Below are 23546 nucleotides of genomic sequence, written 5' to 3' on the forward strand. Positions count from 1 at the left end.
CGCCCGTATCCGATTGATGTATGGAGAGAACTCCAGAAAAAGACGTGCACGGAGGCGGCAATGGATCACCAGGATAAATCCAAGACGGACAAGAACCTGCCAAGCGGCGATCTCGACGAGCAGGCGCTCTTTTTCCACCGCTACCCCCGCCCCGGCAAACTCGAGATCCAGGCGACCAAGCCGCTCGGCAACCAGCGCGATCTGGCGCTCGCCTATTCGCCGGGTGTCGCCGCCCCCTGCCTTGCCATCAGGGACAACCCTGAAATGGCGGCCGAATATACCTCGCGCGCCAATCTCGTCGCCGTCATTTCCAACGGCACCGCCGTCCTCGGCCTCGGCAATATCGGACCGCTCGCTTCCAAGCCGGTCATGGAGGGCAAGGCCGTGCTCTTCAAGAAATTCGCCGGCATCGACGTCTTCGACATCGAGATCGATGCGGCGAGCGTCGACCAGATGGTCTCCACCGTTTCCTCGCTGGAGCCGACCTTCGGCGGCATCAATCTGGAAGACATCAAGGCGCCGGAATGTTTCGAGGTCGAGCGTCGCCTGCGCGAGAAGATGAAGATCCCGGTCTTCCACGACGACCAGCACGGCACCGCGATCATCGTCGCCGCCGCGATCCTGAACGGGCTGGAACTCGCTGGGAAGAAGATCGAGAACGTCAAGATCGTCGCCTCCGGCGCCGGTGCCGCCGCCCTTGCCTGCCTCAACCTGCTTGTTACCCTCGGGGCGAAGCGCGAAAACATCTGGGTCCACGATCTCGAAGGCCTCGTCTATGAGGGCCGCACCGAGCTGATGGACGAGTGGAAGTCCGTCTACGCCCAGAAGAGCGACACCCGCACGCTCGCCGAAAACATCGGCGGCGCCGATGTCTTCCTCGGCCTCTCGGCCGCCGGCGTGCTGAAGCCGGAGCTCTTGGCGCAGATGGCCGACAAGCCGCTGATCATGGCGCTCGCCAATCCGACGCCCGAGATCATGCCGGATCTCGCCCGCGCCGCCCGCCCCGATGCGATGATCTGCACCGGCCGCTCGGATTTCGCCAACCAGGTCAACAACGTCCTCTGCTTCCCCTATATTTTCCGCGGCGCGCTCGATTGCGGCGCCGAGACGATCAACGAGGAAATGAAGATGGCGGCCGTGCGCGCCATCGCGGCGCTCGCCCGCGAGGAGCCGTCCGATGTAGCCGCCCGGGCCTATTCCGGCGAGACCCCGGTCTTCGGCCCCGATTACCTGATCCCCTCGCCCTTCGATCCGCGCCTCATCCTGCGCATCGCGCCTGCTGTCGCCAAGGCCGCCGAACAGAGCGGCGTGGCGCGCCGCCCGATCCAGGATTTCGACGCCTATCTCGACCAGCTGAACCGCTTCGTCTTCCGCTCCGGCTTCATCATGAAGCCGATCTTCACGGCGGCAAAGACGGCAGAGCGCAAGCGCGTCATCTTCTCGGAAGGCGAAGACGAGCGCGTGCTCCGCGCCGCCCAGGTTTTGATCGAGGAAGGCATCGCCGAGCCGATCATCATCGGCCGTCCTCAGGTCATCGAAACGCGTCTCAAGCGCTACGGCCTGCGCATCCGCCCGCTGCAGGATTTCGAGGTGATCAATCCGGAAGACGATCCGCGCTTCCGCGAATATGTCGATCTCTATTTCTCGCTCGTCGGCCGGCGCGGCGTCATCCCGGAAGCCGCCCGCACCATCGTGCGCACCAACACGACGGTCATCGGCGCGCTGGCACTCAGGCGCGGCGAAGCTGACGCGCTGATCTGCGGCCTCGAAGGCCGCTACGAGAAGCACTTGCGCGATGTCCGTCAGATCATCGGCAAGCGCAAGGACGTCCGCGATTTCTCCGCGCTCAGCCTGATGATCTCGCAGCGCGGCGCCACTTTCTTCACCGACACCTACGTCACCTTCAATCCGACCGCCGAAGAAATCGCCGAGTCGACGGTGCTTGCGGCCGAGGAAATCCGCCGCTTCGGCATCACGCCGCGCGCCGCGCTGGTTTCGCATTCAAACTTCGGTTCGCGCAGATCCGAGAGCGCCACGAAGATGCGCAACGCCCTGCAGCTCGTGCGCGAGACCGCCCCCGACCTCGAAGTCGACGGCGAAATGCACGGCGAAAGCGCCATCACCGAAGCGCTGCGCAAGCGCGTCATGCCGCACACGACGCTGCACGACGAGGCGAACCTCTTGGTCTTCCCGAATCTCGACGCCGCAAACATCACGCTCGGCGTGGTCAAGTCGATGACCGATGGCCTGCATGTCGGCCCGATCCTGCTCGGCGCCGCCATGCCCGCCCACATTCTCGCGCCCTCGGTCACCTCCCGCGGCGTGGTCAACATGGCGGCGCTCGCCGTCGTCGAGGCATCGCAGCCGGCGTGAGAGCTGCAGGCTGCTTGACAAAGCAGGCCTACGCTTTTTTCGTCATGCTCGGGCTCGTCCCGAGCATCTGCAACTGGCTGATATGCCGGGGATATCACACACCCCGTACCGACAGCCGTCCTCCATCCGCAAGTTCGTCCGCGCGTTCGTTGCCGGCAATGCCGGAATGGCCCTTGCACCAGGCGATGGTCACGAGGTCGTTCCGGGATAGTTGAAGATCGACCGCTTTCCAGAGTTCCGCATTGGCGATCGTCCGGCTTCGGGCGTTCCCATTCGGACTGCTTTTCTTCCAGCCGTTGTTCTTCCAAATATGCCGCCTGTCGTTGCAGCCTTTGACGGCATAGATGGAATCCGACCAGATGGTCGCGGCTTCGCCCGTTGCTTCGCTGTTGATCCACATGACGGCCCTCAAGACGGCGGTCAATTCCATCGAATTATTGGCGGAATCACACACGCCGCCGAAGCTGGACGCAATTTCCGCAGCATCGCGATAGGCAACAAAGGCCCAGCCTCCGTGCCCGGAACCGGGGTCATAACAACCGTCCACGAAGACATGGAGACCGTGTTGGGCTTCCGGTATTCCGGCTGTCGTTGCGGGGGAGCCTAGCTCGTTGGAAATACCTGCCATTTTCGCCTTCGCTGCGCCCGCCGCCCAGACCAGTGCGATTTGCGACGGCCGTCCGAAGCGGACATTGGAATTGTCCCTTCCCTTGTGTCAACTCTTGACGACGGTAGTGCCGACAGCGCCTATTGCCGATGGGAAACCGTGAGGGGGCAGCGTCATGGACAATCCGTTGAGCAATGCCGGCAAGCGCGATCATGGCGTAACCGTTCGCCGTATTCTCAAGGTCAATCACGCCGGCGAATTCGGCGCAATTCGCATCTACGGTGCCCAGATCTGGATGGCCCACCGGCTGTTTCCTGAGATCGTACCGGCGCTTCGTGAAATGCGGGACGACGAGATCAAGCATTGCCGCCTGTTTCGGGAAGCAATGCCATCCAGGAACGCCAAGCCCTGTCGCATCATGGCATTCTGGAGCCTCGGCGGTTATCTGCTCGGATTCCTGACGGCCCTCGGCGGGCGCAACATGGTCTGGATCTGTACCGAGGCGGTTGAATGCACGGTTCACCGTCATCTGGAAGATCAACTGGCTTTCCTCGAGACCAGAGATCCAAAGCTTCATGGCCTTATCGCCTCGATTCAGAAAGAGGAATTAGCGCATCTCAGGGAGGCTGAGAGGAACCAGACTAAACGCGGCATCGGCCACGCCGTGCTGCTGCCGGTCGTCGCCGCGCTCACCGACCTGATGATCTGGCTCTCGACATGGGGAGACTCAAGCTGGATGCGCGCCGAAATGGCGCACTCCAAGCAGGCTTAGTGGTCTGGCGTCATTACCGATCTCTGCTTCGGCCCAAAGCAACCTTTGCTCTGGGCCAGAGGCTTAATCGTCTAGCGACGGCGGCAGCGAAGTCAGTTGTTCGCAAATCGCTTGGGAGGCTCAGCCAGGTTGATCCGGTTGCCCTCATCATCGAACAGCTGAGCCACGACCCCAAAGTCGCCTTCGATTTTGTTGGCCAGTTTCAAGCCCTGACGCGAAAGCCTTTCGAGCTCCGCCTCGAGCACGGGGACCACGATCGTTATGATCCCGTTGCCAGCGCGTTTGTCATCCTTCCAGACCTGCAGTCCGGCCCCGCCCATGTTACGCCACTGAGCCATGCCCGGTATCGGTTTGCTATCTGCGGGGCGTCCCATGAGCTTCTCATACCAGACGAGCGCCTCGTCAAAGTTGGAAACGGTGGCGCAAGCGAAGATGCTCTGTACTGCTATTGAAGTGGTGGTCATGTCGTTCTCCTTGGTTCGACAAACGGATGTCGTGCAGGAGTTCTCGATTTCGACAGGCGCCGCGAAAAAACTTCGCGGTCAACACAAAACTTTTAAGCGCTGTTCTTCGAGGTGGCGCCGTTCTGCCTCCGACCAACACAATCCGATGGCGACCGTGAAAGCTTCCGCCGCCTCGACATGTCTGCCCAGCTCGGCGCAAATCTGCGCGCGGGCCGTCCAGTACGGCAGGTAGTCGGCCATCCGCGGGTCGCTGGCAAGCGCATGTATATCGCCAAGAGCCGCGTCTGCCTGGCCTATCCGCATGAGAGCCACGGACCGATTGAGCGTCACGACGGGCGACGGAGCAATCCTGCCCAGCATGTCGTAGAGGGAAACCACGGCCTGCCAGTTTGAGATACCGCTCAAACGGCGCGCGACATGGGCAGATTGGATGGCGGCCTCGATCTGGTAGCGGCCAGTCGGACCGTTTGCATTTGCTTCTCGGAGGAGTCCTTCGGCGAGGCGCAATTGCGCGTGATCCCAAAGTCCGACATCCTGGCCGTCCAGCGGTACGAATGCACCGTCAGGCCCCCTGCGGGATGATCGCCTCGCCTCCGTATAAAGCATCAGTGCGAGAAGACCTTTCGGCTCGGGCTCTTGCGGAAGCAGGGAGACAACCACGCTGGCAAGCCAGATTGCCTCTTGTCCAAGCGCCTCCACCCCGTCGATGTCCATCCACCCGCTCGTATAGGCGGCATAGATGGAGGCGAGCACCGGCGGCAAGCGGTGCGACAGTTCCTCTTTTTCCGGCACGAGGAACGGAATTTTCTCATCCCTGATCCTCGCCTTGGCTCTTACAAGCCTCTGCCCCATGGCCTTTGGAGAGACGAGAAACCGCGCGGCGATATCTGCCGCGGTCAGGCCCAGCACCGTCTGGAGGATCAGCGGCGTTCGCGCCGAGACATCGATCTCAGGATGTGCGCAGGCGAACATGAGCGCAAGCCGCCTGTCCGCAATGTCCTCGTCCATGTCAGCCGCTGCCGAGAGTTCCTCGGTGATGAGGGCGAGATGATCGGCGCTCTTCGCCTTCACTTTGTCCTTGCGCCAGTCGTCGAACTTGCGTCTGCGCGCGATGGTCAACAGCCAGGCGTCGGGGTTGTCAGGCACGCCATCGACAGGCCATTTCTCGAGAGCCGTGAGGAAAGCCGTCGCGAGCGCATCTTCGGCGGACGCGATATCACCCAGCCGTCCGCCAAGATAAGCGACAAGACGGCCATAGCTCTCGCGCGCCACCCGCTCTGCTGCACCTCGGGCAGCGGAGGAACCCGAAAGCGTCATCCGGCATATTCCGATGAATCCCTGATGCGGCGAACCTCAACCGTTCCCCAGGTCGCGGCAGGGCAGCGTGCCGCCCATTTGTTGGCTTCGTCCATATCGGCGACGTCGATGATAAAGTACCCGCCGAACTGTTCGCGAACATCGGCATAGGGGCCGTCCAGAACACTAACCTCGTTTCCTTGAACGCGAACGAGACTTCCCTCGGATGAACTGACCAGCGCATTGCTGGAGACGAATGCTGCTGCTTTCTCCAGCGCTTGTTGATAGGCATACATCTGGCCCATGAAGCGCGCCATCTCCTCGGGTGCAACGGCCTTCCCGGCGGCTTCGTCGGCATGCAGCATGAGCATGTAGCGCATCGCGTTTTATCCTCAGTGAAGCCAATTCCCGCAGGGGGGAGCGACAAGAATAACAATTCGGATGAAGAAGGGAACTGCCATTGGCGGATTGCAGTCGCTGCTTCAGGCGCAATGCTACCTCGACTTCCCTAACGTAAGGCCTCCCCACATCTTCTGGATAAAATCTCGAAAATGCGGTAGGAATTGATCGACGCTTATTAAGAGAAACACGTTAAGAGACAAGGCACGGCGGATGAACGCCGCCTTTGACCTATGGACACTTTCTCATTCCCGGACGACGCCGTGAAACGCCGAAACCTGTCTCTTGCGCTTCTTCTTGCATTGGCAGCACCTGCCACTGCCGCACAGTCCAGCGCCATCTGCGACGACCTGCGCGGCCGCCTGGCCGACCTGCCGCGAACGATCGCCACCAATAGCGGGCCGGAAGCGCGCCAATATGCTAGCGCCATGGCCGAGCAGAACCTCGAGCTGCGCAAGGTCCGCAACGATCTGCGCAATTTCGGCTGCACCTCCGGCAGCATGGTCGTGATCGGCGGCGAGAATGCAGATTATTGCGCCGAACTTGCTCAGGCCGAAGGCCGGATGACGGACAATATCCGTTATCTCCAAGATCGCCGCGACGAGCTGCGCAACCAGGGCGACGGAACTGACGACGCGCGCCGCGAACTGACCGCCGCTCTCGAGCGAAATGGCTGCAACAGCGACAATTTCTATGCGCCGACCGAGCGCAGCGCCAACGACCCCGCCCCGAGTGTCGAGGAACAGGCGATGCGCACCGATACCTTCATTCCGCTCGGCGGAGGTGAACAGGTTGACCCAAGTTACTACGGCCTGCCGCGGGCCGAGATGCTCTCGCCCGTCAGCACCATCTGCGTGCGCAGCTGCGATGGCGGCTTCTTTCCGATCAGTTCGAACGCCACCTCGGTCGATTTCGGCCGTGATGCCCAGACCTGCGCCAAGATGTGCCCCGGCATCGAGACGCAGCTCTTTTATCGCGACGTGACGAGCACGGAAGCCTCGAACATGATCTCGGTCGCGACGGGCACGCCCTACAGCGCGATGAAGAACGCCTTCGTCTACAAGAACCGTGCGCCTGGCGAAAAGAACAGCTGTGCCTGCAATCTCACCGCCTATTACAACGAGATGCGCAGCAAGCAGGCCCTGAGCGAACCGCCGCAGCAGGGTTCGATCACCACGATCCACACCGATCCGCCGGCCAAAAATGCTCCAGCAGCAGCCGCGCCGCAGCCATCCGCTCCGGAGCGTCCCTACGATCCCACGCAGAACAAGGTCCGCCAGGTCGGCCCGCAATTCCTCGCCGGCGACCAGGGCTCGATCGATCTTGCCAATCCGGCGACACCCGGCCCGCAGCCGCAACAGCAGTGATTGCGACGGCTTCAGCGCTCGCTCCGTCCCCACCCGTCGTAAAACACCAGTTCTTCAAGCGGCACCCGTTGCCGCCAGCCTTTGACCGCAAGTTCCGGCTCCTCGTAAAGCCGGTCGACGAAACCGGCGCAAAGCCAGGCGACCACCTCGATATGTTCGGGTATGCCGAGAATGGTCTTTAGGTCGCCTTCGCGGAAAATGCTGACCCAGCCGATCCCGATCCCTTCCGCCCGCGCCGCGAGCCAGAGATTCTGGATGGCGCAGACCGTGGAATAGCTATCCATCCGGGGATTGTGCGTGCGCCCCAGCACAACGCTGCCGCTGCGCGTGGGATCTGAGGTCACGCAGATCCCGAGCGGCGCCTCGACGATGCCCTCGAGCTTGAGCGAGCGATATGTCTGCCGCCGCTCACCCTCGAACATCAGCGTCGCCTCCTCATTCGCCTTTACGAAGGCATCGCGCACCCGTGCCCTCACCTCGGCGCTTCTGACCAGAATGAAATTCCACGGCTGCATGAAGCCGACGGACGGCGCGTGATGCGCGGCGTTCAGCAGCCGCTCCACGACGTCGTCGGGCAAAGGATCGGGCAGAAACTGGCTGCGCACGTCACGCCGCGTCATGATCGCGTGATAGACGGCCTCGCGTTCGGCCAAGGAAAAACCGGATGCCGCCGAAAGGGCATCCTTATCTAAGGGTCGCATCGTCAAATCCCCAACAACGCAACCGCCCGCCGTCCGCGCGGGTTGGGTCTATCTCGCCAGGCCGGTCTTCTGACTTGGCGTCATCCGTCTGCCGCGGCCTTCCCGGCGAAAAGCCAGTGGCATAATGAGCGGCAGGCGTCGGCCTTACAGCGTTGGGCACGTTCCGGCCTTGCACCGGATTCCCGATTCTCCCGCTGAGGCAGCGGGCACCTGACGGCGCATCTATTTCAGGAATCAGGTGCGTCGGCAAGCCGGCCGATGTTGTCTTCGAGCCGTCTTCAGTTGGCGGATGCACGATGCTCCCTGAATGCCGCTGCCAGCGTCCTGAGCGCCGCGCGCGACCTGGCGTCCGTCGCCGCAAACCAGCCAAGCGCCGCCAGGCCGAGGCCGAAGAAGCGATGGCGGAGAACAGCTCCTAGACTTTGTCGGCCAAGAAAGGGCGCGGTGGAGATCGACGCCCGGACCAAATCCGACGCCTCTAACGTTTGACGTCCCTTTGATCGCCATCCCGAAGCGGACCTCAGTTAGCTCTATTAGTCTGCCGAGATTTCGTATGCGCGGCAGATCGCCCTGGTTGCGGCTCCCCATGCCGAAGCCTTCGTACGGATTTGATGTGCTTCAAACGCAAGCCTATCAATAAAACGTTTTCAACGCGCCAGATCATGGGATCTTCGGTCTGTGTAACCTCAAATGAAAGGCAACCCGGCTCTGCCCTGGTCAGGCGAATGTGTTCAGGAAGATATTTCTGGACGATATCGATCTCGTCCAAGGATGCACAAATTAATTGTCCCGAAAGGCGGACCTTGCCAGTCTCGTCGTTCGGCCCGTTGCTCTGATCCATCTCATGATCCTGCTTTTTGACTTGCTGAACTTTATTGCACGGCGCCGAAGGACGGCAAAGTCCCGCAATCCGTGCCCCTACCTCCTTTGGGCTCCGCCGGTGCCACCCGTTGCTTCCAGGCTGCAAATTCCGCGTGACAAAACCCGATCGTGACGCTACATACGCCTGATGTCGATCATGTCCGTCTACGCCTCGCGATTTTATTGGTACCGCTTCTCACAGCGGACGCGGGTCCATGCGTAACTGAATTCGACGCGACGACAACCCGAACAGCCGCTAGTCTACCTGGCGGCTTTTTTGTTCCGCGCGGGTATGACCAAACAGGAGCATACCCCGTGTCCGATACCATTGATGATCTGCGTATCCTCGAGATCACCCCGCTTACCAAGCCTGCCGATATCATTGCCGAAATTCCCCGCAACGCTGGCGTCAGTCAGACCGTGACCAGCAACCGCGATGCGATCCATCAAATTCTTCGGGGCGAGGACGATCGGCTGATCGTCGTCATCGGCCCCTGCTCCATCCACGATCCCGTTGCCGCCCGGGACTATGCCGCACGGCTTGCGGAGCAGCGACGACGCCTCGCGGGCGATCTCGAGATCGTCATGCGCGTCTATTTCGAAAAGCCCCGCACCACGGTCGGCTGGAAGGGCCTGATGAACGACCCGCATCTCGACGGCAGCTACCGCATCGAGGAAGGCTTGCGCATCGCGAGGGGCCTGCTGCTCGACATCAATGCGATGGGCCTACCCGCCGGCGTCGAATTCCTCGACACGATCACGCCGCAATACATTGCCGACCTCGTGAGCTGGGGCGCGATCGGCGCACGCACGACCGAAAGCCAGATCCATCGCCAACTCGCCTCCGGCCTTTCCTGCCCGATCGGTTTCAAGAACGGCACCGATGGCGGCGTCCGCGTGGCGCTCGACGCGATCCTTGCCGCCTCGCAGCCGCATCACTTCCCCGCCGTGACCAAGGACGGCCAAGCGGCCATCGCCTCCACGACAGGCAACGAGGACTGCCACATCATTCTCCGCGGCGGCAAGCGGCCGAACTACGAGGCGGCCGACGTCCAAGCCGTGATGGCCGAAGCGACCAAGCTCGGTGTCAACCCGCGCATGCTGATCGATGCCAGCCACGCCAACAGCGGCAAGGATCCGATGAACCAGCCGAAGGTCGTCCGCGACGTCGCCGGCCAGATCCATGCCGGCAACGACCACATCAAGGGCATAATGATCGAGAGCAATCTCGTCGCCGGGCGCCAGGACCTCGTTCCCGGGAAACCGCTGGTCTACGGCCAGTCGATCACCGACGGCTGCATCGGCTGGGACATGTCGGTCGACGTGCTCGAGAATCTGGCCCAGGCCGTCCGCGATCGTCGCACGGCCACCGTCGCGGCCTGAGCGGCACTATCAAGCGCGGCGGGCAGATATCCCGCCGCCCATTCACAGGTCAATCCTCGTCCAAAAGATGCAGGCCCTCATAGGTCCAGAAGCCGCCCCATGGTTCCGGTTTGACCAGACCAGAAGGCATCTTCAGGACTCTCCCATGATCCGTCTGATGCCTATTCCAGAGTGGTTGCGTCAGGCATGAGGGCGCCACCACCTCATCAAAAAATGGCGGTCCGTCGCTCTCAAGAACTCATCGGGAAATAGCGCACATAGGCAAACTCGTCACCGTCTGGTGACCAGCAGGGCACGTTGATCGTGCCCTGCCCGCCGAAAAGCTCGAACAGCGTCTTCAGGTTGGCGCCGTCCATATCCATCAGTCGCAGGCGCACGTCGAGGTCGCGCGGATGGTCAAAGACAGAGGGGTCGTAGGAGAGGATCAGCACCTTGTCGTTGTTGGGCGACGGATGGGCGAACCAGTTGCCCTGATCGTCCGATGTCACCTGCTGGAGACCCGTGCCGTCGGGATGGATGCGCCAGATCTGCATCAGTCCGGTGCGGCTGGAGTTGAAATAGATCCACTGGCCGTCGGTAGACCAGTCCGGCCCGTCATTGCGGCCCTCGCCATGCGTCAGCCGCGTCTCCTCGCCGCCGTCGACGGAGATGGTGTAGATGTCGAAGACGTCGTCGCGGATACCGCAATAGGCAAGCTGCCGGCCATCAGGCGACCAGCCGTGCCAATAGGACGGCAGATTCTCAGTGATGAGCCGCGGCGTACCGCCTTCGATCGGCAGGGTATAGATCGCCGACTTGCCGAATTCGGTCTTGTCGGAGATGACGATCCTGGTGCCATCAGGCGAAATGCCGTGATCGTTGTTGCAGTTGACGGCAAAGCCGGTATCGACATGGACCACCTCGCCGCCATCAAGCGGCAGCCGAAAGAGCAGTCCGTCGCCGTTCATCAGCAGGTACGAACCGTCGGGCGAGAAATTCGGCGCTTCCACCAGCTTGTCCGTTTGCCAGACTTCGCGGGCCCTGCCCGTCCTAATGTTGTAGATCTCGACGGAGCTGCGCATGTTTCCTCCTCCCGAAAATTCGATGGTGTCAGTGATCCCGATCGCGCCAGAGATCCCGATCGCGCCAGAGATCCCGATCGCGCCAGAGATCCCGATCGCGTCACGGATCCCCGCGTCAGCGATCCCTGAACCGGTTGGTGATGGGATAACGCCGGTCGCGCCCAAAGTTCTTCTTGGTGATCTTCACACCCGGCGCCGATTGCCGGCGCTTGTATTCGGCAAGATATAGCAGATGCTCGACGCGGTGAACGGTCGCCACATCATGGCCGTGCGCGACGATCTCCTCGACCGCCATTTCCTTCTCGACGAGACATTCGAGGATATCGTCGAGAACGGGATAAGGCGGCAGCGAATCCTGGTCCTTCTGGTCCGGACGCAACTCGGCTGAGGGCGCCTTGTCGATGATATTCTGCGGGATCACCTCGCCGGATGGCCCGAGCGCACCCGGCGGCACGTTTTCGTTGCGCCAGCGGGAAAGCGCATAGACCTGCATCTTGTAGAGGTCCTTGATCGGGTTGAAGCCGCCATTCATGTCGCCATAGAGCGTGGCGTAGCCGACCGACATTTCCGACTTGTTGCCCGTCGTCACCACCATCGAACCGAATTTGTTGGAGATCGCCATCAGGATGACGCCGCGCGCCCGGCTCTGCAGGTTCTCTTCGGTGATGCCGCTGTCCGTACCCTCGAAGAGACCGGCAAGCGCACTGCTGAAGCCCGTCACCGGCTCTTCGATCGGCACGATGTCATACCGGCAGCCGAGCGCCTTGGCGCAATCGGCCGCATCCTTAAACGAATCCTCCGAGGTATAGCGGTATGGCAGCATGACGGTGCGCACCCGCTCCTCGCCCAGCGCATCGACCGATATCGCCGCTGAGATCGCCGAGTCGATGCCGCCGGAAAGGCCGAGCACGACCGATTTGAAGCCGTTCTTGTTAACGTAGTCGCGAAAGCCGAGCAGGCAGGCGCGGTAATCGGCCTCTTCGCCCTCAGGGATATGCGCCATTGGCCCCTCGGCGCAGTGCCAGCCGGCGTCACCGCGCTTCCATGTCGTTACAGCAAGCGCGGTCTCGAACTGGCTCATCTGGAAGGCGAGCGACTTGTCGGAATTGAAGGCGAAGCTCGCGCCGTCGAAGACCAGCTCGTCCTGGCCGCCGAGCTGGGCGGCGTAGATCAGCGGCAGGCCGGTCTCGATCACCTGCTTCAGCACGACCTGATGGCGGATATCGACCTTGCCGCGATAATAGGGCGAACCGTTCGGCGAGAGCAGGATTTCCGCGCCGCTTTCGGCCAGCGTCTCGCAGACGCCGAGATCACCCCAGATATCCTCGCAGATCGGAATGCCGAGCCGCACGCCACGGAAATTCACCGGCCCCGGCATGGCGCCCTGGTCGAAGACCCGCTTCTCGTCGAACTCTCCGTAATTCGGCAGATCGACCTTGTCGCGCACCGCAATCACCTTGCCGCCGTCGAGCACGGCGACCGAATTATAGCGCCCGTTCTCATCCTGCCGGGGAAAGCCAATGATGAGACCCGTCCCGCCATCGGCGGTGTCGGCCGCAAGGCTCTCCACTGCCTTCCAGCAGGCGCGGATGAAGGCGGGCTTTAGCACCAGGTCTTCCGGCGGATAGCCGGAGATGAAAAGCTCGGTCAGGACAAGCAGATGCGCGCCCTCGCGGGCCGCATCGGCACGCGCCTCGCGTGCTTTGGCCAGGTTGCCGGCGACATCGCCAACCGTCGGATTGAGCTGCCCGACGGCAATGCGGAAGATATCAGAGAGAGCGTTTTCCTGTGTCATGTCATTCATTTATCCCGCAGCTTCCGCTACGGCAACACGTTCGCTCCGAAAGCAGCACCTGCCGCTGACGAAATTTTTATGAACGGTGCGCCAGAGCGCCGCGGAGCTCGATACGCATTGCAATTTGCCAAAGGAGCGGAATACTGCGCCCAAAGCGACAGCAGCGGAAACAGGGCCATGAATACTCTTTCGAACTACGTGCACCACCATTTCGACAAGCCGGCCGATGAACTCGGCGATATCGAAAAGCGCGTGCTGGCGAAAACGCACGAACGCAAGATCATCTCCACCGATGTTAACGCCGCCTTCTCCGCCGAAGCCTCCTTCGGCGAGCGCGTCGCCGACGGCATCGCCCGCGTCGGCGGCTCCTGGTCCTTCATCATCGCCTTCCTGGCCTTCCTCGTCGTCTGGACGTTGATCAACACCATCATTCTCGCGACCGGCGCTTTCGACCCTTACCCCTTCGTCTTCCTGAACCTGATCCTGTCGATGCTCGCCGCCATCCAGGCGCCGATCATCATGATGTCGCAGAACCGCCAGGCCGAGCGCGACCGCTTCGAGGCCGCCAAGGATTACGAGGTCAATCTCAAGGCCGAGCTCGAGGTGCTCTCCCTGCATCAGAAGATCGACATGCACGTGCTGACCGAATTGACGGCGCTGCGAGAGGAAGTTGCGCGTCTCACAACTGCGCTTGCCGCCAAAAGCTGAGGCTGCCTGTAGCCCTGCGATCAGCCGCCCGGGCCGGCAAACAGGATGAGATTTCCATCGGGATCCAGCACGATGAAGTTTCTGGCGCCCCACGGCTCCTTTTTGAGGGCCTGATGGAACGGCACCCCTGCAGCCTGGAAATCCAGGAAGAGGCGCTTGATTTCGTCTGATGTATTAACGGTGATGGAGGCAGAAAGCAGGTGTTCCCGCTGCCTGATATCGCCGACGAATACCGGCTCGCATACAAGCCCTAGCGCGAGTTGCGCATTGTCGCGGACGATCTGCCCGTAAAACGGCGGGTCGCCATAAACGAAATCGACGATGAAACCGAGCTTGCCGGTGAAGAATTCGCACGACGCCTTGATATCGGTGACAAACAACTGCGCCGATATCGAACTCAGGACTGGCTGTGATGCGGCCTGTTTTTTCGGATCTGTCATGGCTGCGGCTCCCGCCTTGAGCGCCTGCCATCCCTCGAACCCCAATTGCCGTGCGATCAGATCCTGCGCATCGCTGAGCTTGAAGCCCGCCGCCAGCACCTGCCTGTCATCCAGATGACGGAAGCGCGGCAAATGAGCTCTGATCTCGGCTGCAACAGGGTAGTATCCTTCGCGGTGCCATCGCAAATACTGCTTGGCCTGCTTTTTGAGGTTTTCAAGATTCAGCATGGGCGCAACTGTTGATACAGTGTAGGCGGGCATTGCCCTTTCGACATGAGACGAAGCGCCCTACGCAGCATCACAAACCTAGCCTCGACGATCGACGCTTGTCAATCATGGGCCTGGCTGGGATGACGATGGGGGATACCTGTCATATTGCGGCAGGCCATCTGATATCTCGTAGAAATCGCCTTTGTCGGCGCAGTAGATATGATGGCTGAAGGCAAGGCCGCTCGGTTCGTCGAAGGTTCCCGCCATGACCGAAACCTCCGCAGACTGGTCGCCCTGCCAGAACAGTGCGGAACCGCAATTGGAACAAAAGCCGCGCTGCGCCTCTTCGCTCGACCGATACCAGCGGATGGCCTCGGCTCCCCCGATGGAAAGAGATGCGCGCGGCACATTGACGGCGGCGTAGTAAAACCCCGTCTGCCGGCGGCATTGCGAGCAGTGGCAGCCGACGACAGGTCCAGGCTTTGCCGAAATCGAATATCGTACCGCGCCGCAAAGGCAGCCGCCCGTATGCCGTTCTGTCATGACCGCACTCTCCTCGTTCAGATAGAACGTTGCCGCCGATCGCCGCCGCGGTCAAATCCAATTCCCTGAATGAAAACATCAGGAAACTTGAAGCGCCGACCTTACGCCCGCGGCAGGCTGAAAATTAGAACGCTCCTTTCTCATAACGTGTACGTTCCTCATCAAGGCAAAAATTACCAGTAGTTGTATTAGCTTGCATAATTCTGGCATAGCGCGGAAAATATCAAGTAAATCTCATTTATTCACTGATCGCAACCACACCCAATACGTTTATTAGATAATCCAAAATTAAGACTTTACGATTTACGATGCAACCAGTGATCGATCTCCAGCGCCATCAGTCTGCGAGGGAAAATGAATAGATTCCGGGGCTTGCTTTCAGATCGGCACGGTACATCAGCGATAGAATTCGCCATCATCGCACCACTCTTCCTTTTGGCAGTCCTGACGATGATCGCCTACGGCATCTATCTCAGCGCCGCCCATGCGGTACAGCAGCTGACCGCCGATGCGGCGCGCACCGCCGTTGCCGGGATAAATAGCCAGGAGCGCGCGCAATTGGTCGACGATTTCGTCGTCCGGTCGACCATCGACCATCCGCTGCTTGAGAGGAACAAGCTGCACGTCACCGTCAATACCGACCCGGACAATGCCAACCAGTTCACCGTGACGGCGGAATACGACGCCAACAACCTGCCGATCTGGAACCTCTACACATTCCCTCTGCCCGACCACATGATCCGGCGCTTCGCGACCATCCGGATGGGAGGGCTGTGAGATGCGCACACTCAAAACCCGCCTGGCGCGCATGGCCGCCGATACATCGGGCAATATCGCCATCATGGCTGCGCTCTGCGCTCCCCTCATCCTCTATTCGCTCGGTCTCGGCGTCGATTACGGCATGATGACGCTGCAGCAGCGCCGCCTGCAGCAGTTGAGCGATATCGGCGCCATCGTCGCCGCCGCCGATATCAACCATGCCGCTGAAAATCTGGTCACCAACTTCGATGAGAACGGACTGAACATCGCCGTTCGCAACGGCACAGGTTATGCGACGAAGAAAGGCTTCCTGCCGCTGACCTCAGATCTCCAGCAGTTCGACGCTGTCGCCGATTTTACCCCGGGCACCTATGTCGCCGATTCCTCCGTGCCGCTGGGCAGCCGGTTTGCCGCCGGCATGCAGCCCTATGATGCCGTCAAGGTCGGCATCACCCAGAAAGCCGAACTCGCCTTCGCCGCGACTTTCACCACCGCCCCCGATCTCAAAGCCGTCGGCACCGCCTCGGCTTCCAAGCTTGCCGCCTTCTCGATCGGTTCGCGGCTTGCGAGCCTCAATGGCGGCGTCCTGAACGCGCTGCTCGGCAGCCTGCTCGGCACCGACATCTCGCTGAAAGCCGTCGATTACGAAGCGCTCGTCTCCGCCGATATCAAGCTGCTCCCCTTCCTCGACATGCTTGCGACCGATCTCAATCTCACCGCCGGCACCTACGACGATCTGCTGGCGACCGACATCTCCTATCCCAAACTCCTGAAGACGCTCGGCAAGTCGGAGGGCCTCACACCCGCCGCCGCCAGGGCGCTGGAAGCGATCGAGAAGGCGCTCGGTACGACGCAGGTCAAGATCAGGCTCGAGGATCTCTTCGACCTCGGCACGACCGGCGAGCGCGTCATCGGCAGCGGCTCCCATCTCGCAGCCGAGGCGAGCGTGATGGATATCGTCTCTGCTGCGGCGCTGGCGGCAAACCAGGAGAAGCAGGTCGCCGCCAATCTCGGCGGCTCGGTGCCGGGCCTTGCCACGGTCAAGCTGACGCTCGCGATCGGCGAGATGCCCAAGGGTGCCGCTTCGAACGGGATCGGCCCCACCGGCGCGACCGTCCGCACCGCGCAGGTGCGGCTGGCGCTCGACATATCGCTGCTCGGCGCCAACTCCATTGCCGGGCTGAAGCTGCACGTGCCTCTCTATCTCGAGGTTGCCCATGCCGAGGCCAGGCTTGCGAGCATCTCCTGTCTCGGCGGCGGCGTCCGGAATGCCAGCGTCGGTGTCGAAGTCGTTCCCGGCGTGGCGGAACTGTCTCTCGGCGACGTCGATACCAAAGCCTTCGCCAATTTCGACAGTCCGCCGCGCGTCACCCGCGCCACACTGATCGAAGCGCCGCTGCTCAGCGTCTCCGGCATGGCGCATGTCAATCTCACCAATCTCAGCAAGAGCAAGCTGACCTTCCAGCCGGCCGACATCGCGGCAAAGACCGTCAAGAACGTCTCCACCAAGGATACGCTGACCTCGGCCGTCGCGTCGCTGATGAAGGAGACCGACATTCAGGTCAGCGTTCTCGGCCTCGGCATCGGCCTGTCGAAAACCCAGGTACAGGGTGCCGTCGCCGATACGCTTACGGGTCTGGCAAAGCCGCTCGACGAACTGCTCTTCAACCTCCTGACCCTGCTTGGGATCAAGATCGGCGAGGCGGACATCCGCGTCACCGACGTGCGCTGCCAGCAATCGGTGTTGGTGCAATAGGCCGGGCGCCATCCGTGCCGGGAGGCCTAGCTGCGCATGGAACCTGTTGCCCGACAACAACACCAGCCGCCCTCCTCCCATCACCGCGTTGAATTGAACGCGGTTCTCGGCGATACTGACGGCTCAATCCATCCGATCCTCGGGAGACTGACATGAGAGCGACCCTGTTCAAACAGAAAGGAAACATCGCCCACAAGGACATTCAGCTTCATGAACATTCCGTTCTCCCGCGCGAGGAAAAGCTCGCGACGCCATAACCCTTTCCTGAACTTCTTCCGCAACCATTCGAGTGCCGCCGACCGCGGCCGGCGCCGGTCGCGGATGCGCAAGTTCCTCTCCTACTACCGCCCGCATCTGCCTTTGCTGCTGGCCGACCTGCTTTGTGCGATCCTCGTCGCCGGCACGGCGGTCGCCCTGCCGCTCTGCGCCAATATCGTCACGAGCCGCCTTCTGGCTCTATCGGACACACCACAGGCCTTCGCACAGATCCTTGTGATGGGCGGCGTCATGCTGGCCGTTCTGGCGATTCAGATCGGCGCGATCTTCTTCGTCGACTATCGGGGCCACGTCATGGGCGCCCGCATCGAGGCGACGGTACGACAGGAACTCTTCGAGCACTGCCAGAAGCTGTCCTTCAGCTTCTACGACCGCCAACGCACCGGGCAGCTGATGAGCCGCATCACCAATGACAGCCTGTGGCTCGGCGAACTCTTTCACCACGGCCCCGAGGATCTTTCCATCGCCGTGCTGAAATATGGCGGCGCCATGCTGGTGCTGTTCTTCATCGACCCGCCGCTCGCCGGCCTCATCCTGCTGCTCACCCCGGTGGCCGTGGCCTATGCCCTCTATTTCAACCGGCGCATGAACCGCGCGCTTGAAGCCAGCAAGCAGCAGATCGCCGCTGTCAACGAGCGCGTGGAGGATGCCCTTGCGGGCATCCGCGTCGTCCAGTCCTTCGCCAACGAGGCGCTGGAAACCGGCCGTTTCGCCGAGCAGAACCACCGCTTCCTGCAAAGCCGCGCCGAAGGCTACCGCAACGAGGCCTGGTTTTCGGTTGGCACCGAAACCTTCGCCCAGCTCGTCACCATATTGGTGATTATCGTCGGGGCATTGCGCATCCTGACGGCGGACCTGACCGTTCCCGATATGCTAACCTTCCTGCTCTGCGTCGGCGTGCTGGTCGACCCGGTGCAGCGGCTCGCCAATTTCGTGCGGCTCTGGCAGGAGGGTTACACCGGCTTTGTCAGGGCCATGGAAATCCTGGAAATCGCACCTGATATCATCGACGGCCCGGCGGCCCTTCCGATGCCGGCACCAAGGGGCGAAATCCGCTTTTCCGATGTCGCCTTCGCTTATGAGGCCGACGGTCCGCGGGTGCTGGAGCGGCTTTCCCTCACCATTGCTCCCGGAGAGTTCGTCGCGTTGGTCGGCCCCTCCGGGGTCGGCAAGAGCACGCTCTGCGCACTCATCCCGCGCTTCTACGATATCGATGCCGGGTCGATCAGCATCGACGGCACTGATGTAAGAGACGTCACGCTCGCCTCGCTTCGGCATCATGTCGGCGTGGTCCAGCAGGATGTCTATCTCTTTGCCGGCACCGTGGCGCAAAACCTGCGCTACGGCAGGCCGGACGCTACCAATGCCGAGCTGGAAGCGGCCGCCCGCGCCGCCAATGCGCATGACTTCATCTTGGCTCTTCCCAATGGCTATGACACCGATATCGGCCAGCGCGGCGTCAAGCTCTCGGGCGGCCAACGCCAGCGCATCACCATCGCCCGCGCCTTCCTGAAAGATCCGCAGATCCTGATCTTCGACGAGGCGACGAGCGCGCTCGACAACGAAAGCGAACGGGCAGTGCAGCAGGCGCTGCTGAGCCTCGCCAGCGGCAGGACCACCCTGGTCATCGCCCACCGCCTGTCGACCGTCCGCCATACCGACCGCATCCTGGTCCTGACGGGCGACGGCATCGTCGAACAGGGCACGCATGACGACCTGATGGCGCAAGGCGGCGTCTACGCCAACCTGCACAGCGTCCAGGCGAGCATCTGAGCGTCTAGTGCGCGTGCGCGGCAACAAAAAGCCCGGCGATCACGCCGGGCTCGGACTGTCGTGCGGTCTGGCTGCGATCATTCACTCGGATGGTCAAAAGACCGCGAAGCAATCGGCGCCTCCCCAGTGAGAGCGTATCATTCAGGCCTATTGAATCACTCGCCCGCTTGCTTTCGCCCCGTGAACAGCAAGCTTTTGTTTGATCGTCGTGGCGACTTCAGCCATTACCCTTTTCGCACCGAGCCCCGACAAATGAGTGTCGTCGGAATACAGAGGTCCGTCGCTCATGACCTCGCACTCTTCTTGGGCGCAGAGCGCATCAAATGGGTCTAGGAATGTCACCGCAGGCGACAAATTTTCCGCCAGCAGGTCATTGATCTCAGCTCTTTCCGAAATTGCCGGGTTGGAAATTGGTTGCTCCAGGCATCCCGGGTCAACCCGGTAAAGATCGCCGAAGCAACCGAGCGGAGACCCGATGCCGCCAGATGTAGGAACGCTTCCGAGAACAACCATCTGACGATTCCCGAAGGACTTCTGAAGCCGCGATACCTCTGCACCCACAAACTGATAGTAGGCTTCCGGCGTCGTGACTGTCCGGGGAGCCCTGCCGGCCTCCGATAGCATCTGCACGGGATACCAATACTCGCCCAGCACGATCAAGGCGTCGGGGGCATTGCGAATACCCTCGAATGCCTGTTTCCGCGCTTCCCGGCAACTGCTGTCATAGAGCACCGGATCGTCATATCCGGTATAGTCTCGAGTGTATTCCAGGGAAAAGAACTGGCAACTGGGGAACGCGTAGAAGTCCACTTTGAGCCCGGCCAACGCTTGCTTTGCGCCACGATAATACTGGCGGGAATGTGAGTCGCCGATGAATATGACGTCGGGCTTGCGGCTCTCTGTCGAAGTGCTGCACGGTGTGCGGCAACCGCTGCCCCCATATTGTGCGTCCACTCTCCGATCTCCTCCGGCAACGAACTCTCCGATAAACTCTCCACGCTCGCCGAGGCGCCATAGCCAACCGTGGGATGCCAAGACCTGGAGACCGATCGCCGATACAGCAAGGGCGGCGACCACAGCACCGCGCATGTAGACCCGCGGCAAGATCAAATAGCCTGCGGCGTTTCTTTCACGGAAAGGCCGTTCGACGAAGACGTACATGGCCCAGGCGATTGCAAATGTCAGGATCAGAAGAGCTATGCCCTCGCTGGGAACCAGTGGCTCCCCACGTCCATATTGCCAGAACACCAGCAACGGCCAATGCGCCAGGTATAGCGAATAGCTGATCAATCCGACCGAGACCGCTGCCCTGTTGCGCAGAAACAGCCCAGACCACCGTGCCTGTCCGCCCCAGATAGTCAGGGCCGCTCCGACTGCAGGCACCAGTGCCGGATAGGAAGGAAACAGAGTGGCTTCCGTGAAATACCGATAGGCGTAGGCGATCATCGCCAAGCCGGCCAGCAACGCTCCCTCCATTGCGGCGTTCGATCGTGCGGCAGGCACGAACACCAATCCTGCTCCTATTGCGAATTCGAAGAACCGGAACGGCGACAGATAGAATAGCGTCGACTGATACGGCTCCAGCACCAGGTTCGCGCCGAGGCTTGCGGCAAAGGCCAGAGCCAATGCAGCCATTGCAGCCTTCCGTCCGAACCGCAAAAGCCACACCAGCGCCAACGGCCAGACCAGATAGAATTGCTCCTCGACACCAAGGGACCACGTATGCAGCAGAGGCTTCAGGTGCGAACTGACATCGAAATAGCCATGCTCCGACCAGAACATGATGTTCGAGACAGAGAACACCGATGCCGCCAATGATGCGCCGAAGCGTGTCATCTGCTCCGGCGGGAAGATCAGCGCCGCAGCGACGAGAGAGCACAGCAGCGTGAAGAGCAATGCCGGGAACAGCCGGCGCATGCGTCTCACATAGAACCGCTTGAACGAAAACCTCCCCCGTTCCACGTCCTCGACGATCAGCTTGGTAATCAGATAACCGCTAATGACAAAGAAGATATCGACGCCCGTGAATCCGCCGGGGAATGGTCCGATAGAAAAGTGGAACAGAAGAACGCCCAACACGGCTACGGCGCGGAGTCCATCAAGATCGGGGCGGTAGTTCATTATCACCTGCTCATCTATTTCGAGCGCCGTACTGCAGAATCACCCACTAGGCGCGGTGTTCTCTGCCGTGCCAAACACGCACGACGACAAGCGTTTCCGTTTCCTCATGGATACGAGGCCCGGGACGTAGGTACTTTTGCCGAAAGGATCAAGAAGCGGGCGGTAGTCCGGGCGATCGTCCATCCGATCACCGATATAGGGAGCCCTACCCTGTTGCCCAAAAGCATGCAGCGGTTAACGACATGCATAAACAAGGGCTTAAGCGCGTCGCATGAATCCGATTCAACGCGACGCGCTTTAAGTGTTCACTCTCAGCCGTTGGCGACCATGCGCTTCTCGTCGCGGCCACCCTTCATGCGTTCCGCAAGAAGGAAGGCGAGCTCGAGGGCCTGGTCGGAGTTGAGACGCGGATCGCAATGGGTGTGGTAGCGGTCCTGCAGATCGTCGGCGGTGACGGCACGAGCGCCGCCGGTACATTCCGTCACGTCCTTGCCGGTCATCTCGACATGGATGCCGCCGGGATGCGTGCCCTCGGCGCGGTGGATCTGGAAGAAGCTCTCGACTTCCGACAGGATCCGCTCGAAGGGCCGGGTCTTGTAGTTGTTGAGCGTGATCGTGTTGCCGTGCATCGGGTCGCAGGACCAGACGACCTTGCGGCCTTCGCGCTCGACGGCGCGAATGAGGCGCGGCAGGTTTTCGGCGACCTTCTCGTGGCCGAAGCGGCAGATCAGCGTCAGGCGGCCCGCTTCGTTAGCCGGATTCAGGATGTCGATCAGCTGCAGCAGATCGTCGGCCTGCAGCGACGGACCGCATTTCAGGCCGATCGGGTTCTTGATGCCGCGGCAATATTCGACATGCGCATGGTCTGCCTGGCGCGTGCGGTCGCCGATCCAGATCATGTGGCCAGATGTGGCATACCAGTCGCCCGAGGTGGAATCGACGCGGGTCAGCGCCTCCTCATAGCCAAGCAGCAGCGCCTCATGGCTGGTGAAGAAATCGGTTTCGCGCAGGCTCGGATGGTTTTCCGAGGTGATTCCGATCGCCTTCATGAAATCCATGGTTTCGCTGATGCGGTCGGCAAGCTTGCGGTAGCGCTCGCCCTGCGGGCTGTCCTTGACGAAGCCGAGCATCCACTGATGCACGTTTTCAAGGTTGGCGTAGCCACCCATCGCAAAGGCGCGCAGAAGGTTCAGCGTCGCCGCCGACTGGCGGTAGGCCATCGCCTGGCGTTCCGGGTTCGGAATACGCGACTCCTCGGTGAACTCGATGCCGTTGATGATGTCGCCGCGATAGGCCGGCAGCGTCACGTCGCCCTGCTTCTCGACATTCGACGAACGCGGCTTGGCGAACTGACCGGCGATACGGCCAACCTTGACGACCGGCAATTGCGCGCCAAAAGTCAGAACGACGGCCATCTGCAGAAAGGCGCGGAAGAAGTCGCGGATATTGTCGGCGCCGTGTTCGGCAAAGCTCTCGGCGCAGTCGCCGCCCTGCAGCAGGAAGCCGTTGCCTTCGGCGACATTGGCGAGATGCTTCTTCAGGCGGCGCGCCTCACCTGCAAAAACGAGCGGCGGATAGCTGGCGAGCGTGGCCTCCGTTGCCGCCAAAGCGGCTGCATCGGGATAATCGGGAACCTGCAGGATCGGTTTTTGCCGCCAGCTGCTAGGGGTCCAGTTCTCTGCCATCTCACTCACCTCAATCACATCCGTTCACCGGGATGCCCTATCTCGATATCCGGCGGCTTATAGACTCTTAGATCAGGCTTGCAAAGGCCAATCGCCCGAAGCTTCCGCTCGGGGCGCCGCCACCCGCCGCACTGTCGTTAAACCGGCATATACCATTTCGATTTCCCCATACTTTAGACTTTGAATGTAGAAGCGG

Annotated in this window: 20 protein-coding genes and 1 riboswitch; of the genes, 8 read left to right on the forward strand and 12 right to left on the reverse strand. The window is 61.2% G+C overall.

All coding sequences use genetic code 11. The annotated features are described in order from the left end of the window. Positions 1-60 precede the first annotated feature (60 nt). On the forward strand, positions 61-2373 hold the full coding sequence (locus NE852_RS11570; RefSeq protein WP_258156533.1) for an NADP-dependent malic enzyme: 2313 nt from the start codon (positions 61-63) through the stop codon (positions 2371-2373). Positions 2374-2467: 94 nt separating this feature from the next. On the opposite strand, the gene NE852_RS11575 is transcribed toward NE852_RS11570, so the two are convergent. Further along, a complete protein-coding gene (locus tag NE852_RS11575) occupies positions 2468-3001 on the reverse strand; it encodes a ribonuclease H (RefSeq protein WP_008525758.1) in 534 nt (177 codons plus the stop codon). Positions 3002-3155: 154 nt separating this feature from the next. On the opposite strand from NE852_RS11575, the gene NE852_RS11580 reads away from it, so the two are divergent. Further along, positions 3156-3752, forward strand: coding sequence for a demethoxyubiquinone hydroxylase family protein (locus NE852_RS11580; RefSeq protein ID WP_008525756.1), 597 nt, complete (start codon positions 3156-3158; stop codon positions 3750-3752). Positions 3753-3844: 92 nt separating this feature from the next. Here NE852_RS11580 and NE852_RS11585 read toward each other — a convergent pair whose 3' ends face one another. The 3 genes from NE852_RS11585 to NE852_RS11595 form a co-directional block, all read right to left on the reverse strand. Continuing rightward, on the reverse strand, positions 3845-4216 hold the full coding sequence (locus tag NE852_RS11585; protein ID WP_258156534.1) for a VOC family protein: 372 nt from the start codon (positions 4214-4216) through the stop codon (positions 3845-3847). Positions 4217-4294: 78 nt separating this feature from the next. Next, on the reverse strand, positions 4295-5533 hold the full coding sequence (locus NE852_RS11590) for an RNA polymerase sigma factor (RefSeq protein WP_008525741.1): 1239 nt from the start codon (positions 5531-5533) through the stop codon (positions 4295-4297). Then, a complete protein-coding gene (locus tag NE852_RS11595; protein WP_008525739.1) occupies positions 5530-5892 on the reverse strand; it encodes a YciI family protein in 363 nt (120 codons plus the stop codon). Before NE852_RS11595 ends, NE852_RS11590 begins: the two co-directional genes overlap by 4 nt. Before the next feature lie 282 nt (positions 5893-6174). Between NE852_RS11595 and NE852_RS11600 the strand changes: the two genes are divergently transcribed. Next, positions 6175-7278 (forward strand): DUF2865 domain-containing protein, encoded by a 1104-nt coding sequence (locus NE852_RS11600; protein ID WP_258156535.1) that lies wholly within the window; start codon positions 6175-6177, stop codon positions 7276-7278. A gap of 11 nt (positions 7279-7289) precedes the next feature. Here NE852_RS11600 and bluB read toward each other — a convergent pair whose 3' ends face one another. Then, positions 7290-7979: a 5,6-dimethylbenzimidazole synthase gene (gene bluB, locus NE852_RS11605; RefSeq protein ID WP_008525735.1), complete on the reverse strand. Its 690-nt coding sequence runs from the start codon at positions 7977-7979 to the stop codon at positions 7290-7292. Between the two features lie 41 nt (positions 7980-8020). Further along, positions 8021-8208, reverse strand: a riboswitch (cobalamin riboswitch). A gap of 291 nt (positions 8209-8499) precedes the next feature. Continuing rightward, entirely contained in the window at positions 8500-8820 is a 321-nt protein-coding gene (locus tag NE852_RS11610; RefSeq protein ID WP_008525734.1) for a putative quinol monooxygenase, read from the reverse strand. Between the two features lie 335 nt (positions 8821-9155). Here NE852_RS11610 and NE852_RS11615 point away from each other — a divergent pair, with 335 nt between their 5' ends. Beyond that, complete coding sequence (locus NE852_RS11615) at positions 9156-10223, forward strand: 3-deoxy-7-phosphoheptulonate synthase (protein ID WP_008525732.1); 1068 nt, start codon at positions 9156-9158, stop codon at positions 10221-10223. Between the two features lie 230 nt (positions 10224-10453). On the opposite strand, the gene NE852_RS11620 is transcribed toward NE852_RS11615, so the two are convergent. Both NE852_RS11620 and NE852_RS11625 read right to left on the reverse strand, forming a co-directional pair. Continuing rightward, a complete protein-coding gene (locus NE852_RS11620; protein WP_008525731.1) occupies positions 10454-11284 on the reverse strand; it encodes a TolB family protein in 831 nt (276 codons plus the stop codon). A gap of 115 nt (positions 11285-11399) precedes the next feature. Beyond that, the gene (locus NE852_RS11625) at positions 11400-13079 is read right to left on the reverse strand and encodes an NAD+ synthase (RefSeq protein ID WP_008525729.1); all 1680 of its coding nucleotides are present in this window, start codon (positions 13077-13079) and stop codon (positions 11400-11402) included. A gap of 177 nt (positions 13080-13256) precedes the next feature. Here NE852_RS11625 and NE852_RS11630 point away from each other — a divergent pair, with 177 nt between their 5' ends. Continuing rightward, positions 13257-13787, forward strand: coding sequence for a DUF1003 domain-containing protein (locus NE852_RS11630; protein WP_008525727.1), 531 nt, complete (start codon positions 13257-13259; stop codon positions 13785-13787). A 20-nt stretch (positions 13788-13807) separates the two neighbouring features. Here NE852_RS11630 and NE852_RS11635 read toward each other — a convergent pair whose 3' ends face one another. Next, positions 13808-14455, reverse strand: coding sequence for a VOC family protein (locus NE852_RS11635; RefSeq protein ID WP_008525724.1), 648 nt, complete (start codon positions 14453-14455; stop codon positions 13808-13810). 105 nt (positions 14456-14560) lie between these two features. After that, on the reverse strand, positions 14561-14980 hold the full coding sequence (locus NE852_RS11640) for a GFA family protein (RefSeq protein ID WP_008525722.1): 420 nt from the start codon (positions 14978-14980) through the stop codon (positions 14561-14563). Positions 14981-15334: 354 nt separating this feature from the next. Between NE852_RS11640 and NE852_RS11645 the strand changes: the two genes are divergently transcribed. The 3 genes from NE852_RS11645 to NE852_RS11655 all read left to right on the forward strand — a co-directional run bounded on the left by NE852_RS11645 (position 15335) and on the right by NE852_RS11655 (position 19544). After that, positions 15335-15757 carry a TadE/TadG family type IV pilus assembly protein gene (locus tag NE852_RS11645; protein ID WP_258156536.1) on the forward strand — a complete coding sequence of 141 codons (423 nt, stop codon included), beginning with the start codon at positions 15335-15337 and terminating at the stop codon, positions 15755-15757. A 1-nt stretch (position 15758) separates the two neighbouring features. Further along, entirely contained in the window at positions 15759-17495 is a 1737-nt protein-coding gene (locus NE852_RS11650) for a pilus assembly protein TadG-related protein (protein WP_008525712.1), read from the forward strand. 210 nt (positions 17496-17705) lie between these two features. Beyond that, the gene (locus NE852_RS11655) at positions 17706-19544 is read left to right on the forward strand and encodes an ABC transporter ATP-binding protein (RefSeq protein ID WP_258156537.1); all 1839 of its coding nucleotides are present in this window, start codon (positions 17706-17708) and stop codon (positions 19542-19544) included. A 147-nt stretch (positions 19545-19691) separates the two neighbouring features. On the opposite strand, the gene NE852_RS11660 is transcribed toward NE852_RS11655, so the two are convergent. Both NE852_RS11660 and NE852_RS11665 read right to left on the reverse strand, forming a co-directional pair. Beyond that, the gene (locus NE852_RS11660; RefSeq protein ID WP_258156538.1) at positions 19692-21665 is read right to left on the reverse strand and encodes an acyltransferase family protein; all 1974 of its coding nucleotides are present in this window, start codon (positions 21663-21665) and stop codon (positions 19692-19694) included. 311 nt (positions 21666-21976) lie between these two features. Further along, a complete protein-coding gene (locus NE852_RS11665) occupies positions 21977-23350 on the reverse strand; it encodes a class II 3-deoxy-7-phosphoheptulonate synthase (RefSeq protein ID WP_097612882.1) in 1374 nt (457 codons plus the stop codon). Between the last annotated feature and the right edge of the window lie 196 nt (positions 23351-23546).

Source organism: Rhizobium sp. Pop5 (genome assembly GCF_024721175.1).
Lineage (GTDB): Bacteria > Pseudomonadota > Alphaproteobacteria > Rhizobiales > Rhizobiaceae > Rhizobium.

What these genes read in the sequence shown, in the direction of transcription:
- NE852_RS11570 (WP_258156533.1), top strand. Translation starts at nt 61, where the DNA reads ATGGATCACCAGGATAAATCCAAGACGGACAAGAACCTGCCAAGCGGC.
- NE852_RS11575 (WP_008525758.1), bottom strand. Translation starts at nt 3,001, where the DNA reads ATGGCAGGTATTTCCAACGAGCTAGGCTCCCCCGCAACGACAGCCGGA.
- NE852_RS11580 (WP_008525756.1), top strand. Translation starts at nt 3,156, where the DNA reads ATGGACAATCCGTTGAGCAATGCCGGCAAGCGCGATCATGGCGTAACC.
- NE852_RS11585 (WP_258156534.1), bottom strand. Translation starts at nt 4,216, where the DNA reads ATGACCACCACTTCAATAGCAGTACAGAGCATCTTCGCTTGCGCCACC.
- NE852_RS11590 (WP_008525741.1), bottom strand. Translation starts at nt 5,533, where the DNA reads ATGACGCTTTCGGGTTCCTCCGCTGCCCGAGGTGCAGCAGAGCGGGTG.
- NE852_RS11595 (WP_008525739.1), bottom strand. Translation starts at nt 5,892, where the DNA reads ATGCGCTACATGCTCATGCTGCATGCCGACGAAGCCGCCGGGAAGGCC.
- bluB (WP_008525735.1), bottom strand. Translation starts at nt 7,979, where the DNA reads ATGCGACCCTTAGATAAGGATGCCCTTTCGGCGGCATCCGGTTTTTCC.
- NE852_RS11610 (WP_008525734.1), bottom strand. Translation starts at nt 8,820, where the DNA reads ATGGATCAGAGCAACGGGCCGAACGACGAGACTGGCAAGGTCCGCCTT.
- NE852_RS11620 (WP_008525731.1), bottom strand. Translation starts at nt 11,284, where the DNA reads ATGCGCAGCTCCGTCGAGATCTACAACATTAGGACGGGCAGGGCCCGC.
- NE852_RS11625 (WP_008525729.1), bottom strand. Translation starts at nt 13,079, where the DNA reads ATGACACAGGAAAACGCTCTCTCTGATATCTTCCGCATTGCCGTCGGG.
- NE852_RS11630 (WP_008525727.1), top strand. Translation starts at nt 13,257, where the DNA reads ATGAATACTCTTTCGAACTACGTGCACCACCATTTCGACAAGCCGGCC.
- NE852_RS11635 (WP_008525724.1), bottom strand. Translation starts at nt 14,455, where the DNA reads ATGCTGAATCTTGAAAACCTCAAAAAGCAGGCCAAGCAGTATTTGCGA.
- NE852_RS11640 (WP_008525722.1), bottom strand. Translation starts at nt 14,980, where the DNA reads ATGACAGAACGGCATACGGGCGGCTGCCTTTGCGGCGCGGTACGATAT.
- NE852_RS11645 (WP_258156536.1), top strand. Translation starts at nt 15,335, where the DNA reads ATGAATAGATTCCGGGGCTTGCTTTCAGATCGGCACGGTACATCAGCG.
- NE852_RS11650 (WP_008525712.1), top strand. Translation starts at nt 15,759, where the DNA reads ATGCGCACACTCAAAACCCGCCTGGCGCGCATGGCCGCCGATACATCG.
- NE852_RS11655 (WP_258156537.1), top strand. Translation starts at nt 17,706, where the DNA reads ATGAACATTCCGTTCTCCCGCGCGAGGAAAAGCTCGCGACGCCATAAC.
- NE852_RS11660 (WP_258156538.1), bottom strand. Translation starts at nt 21,665, where the DNA reads ATGAACTACCGCCCCGATCTTGATGGACTCCGCGCCGTAGCCGTGTTG.
- NE852_RS11665 (WP_097612882.1), bottom strand. Translation starts at nt 23,350, where the DNA reads ATGGCAGAGAACTGGACCCCTAGCAGCTGGCGGCAAAAACCGATCCTG.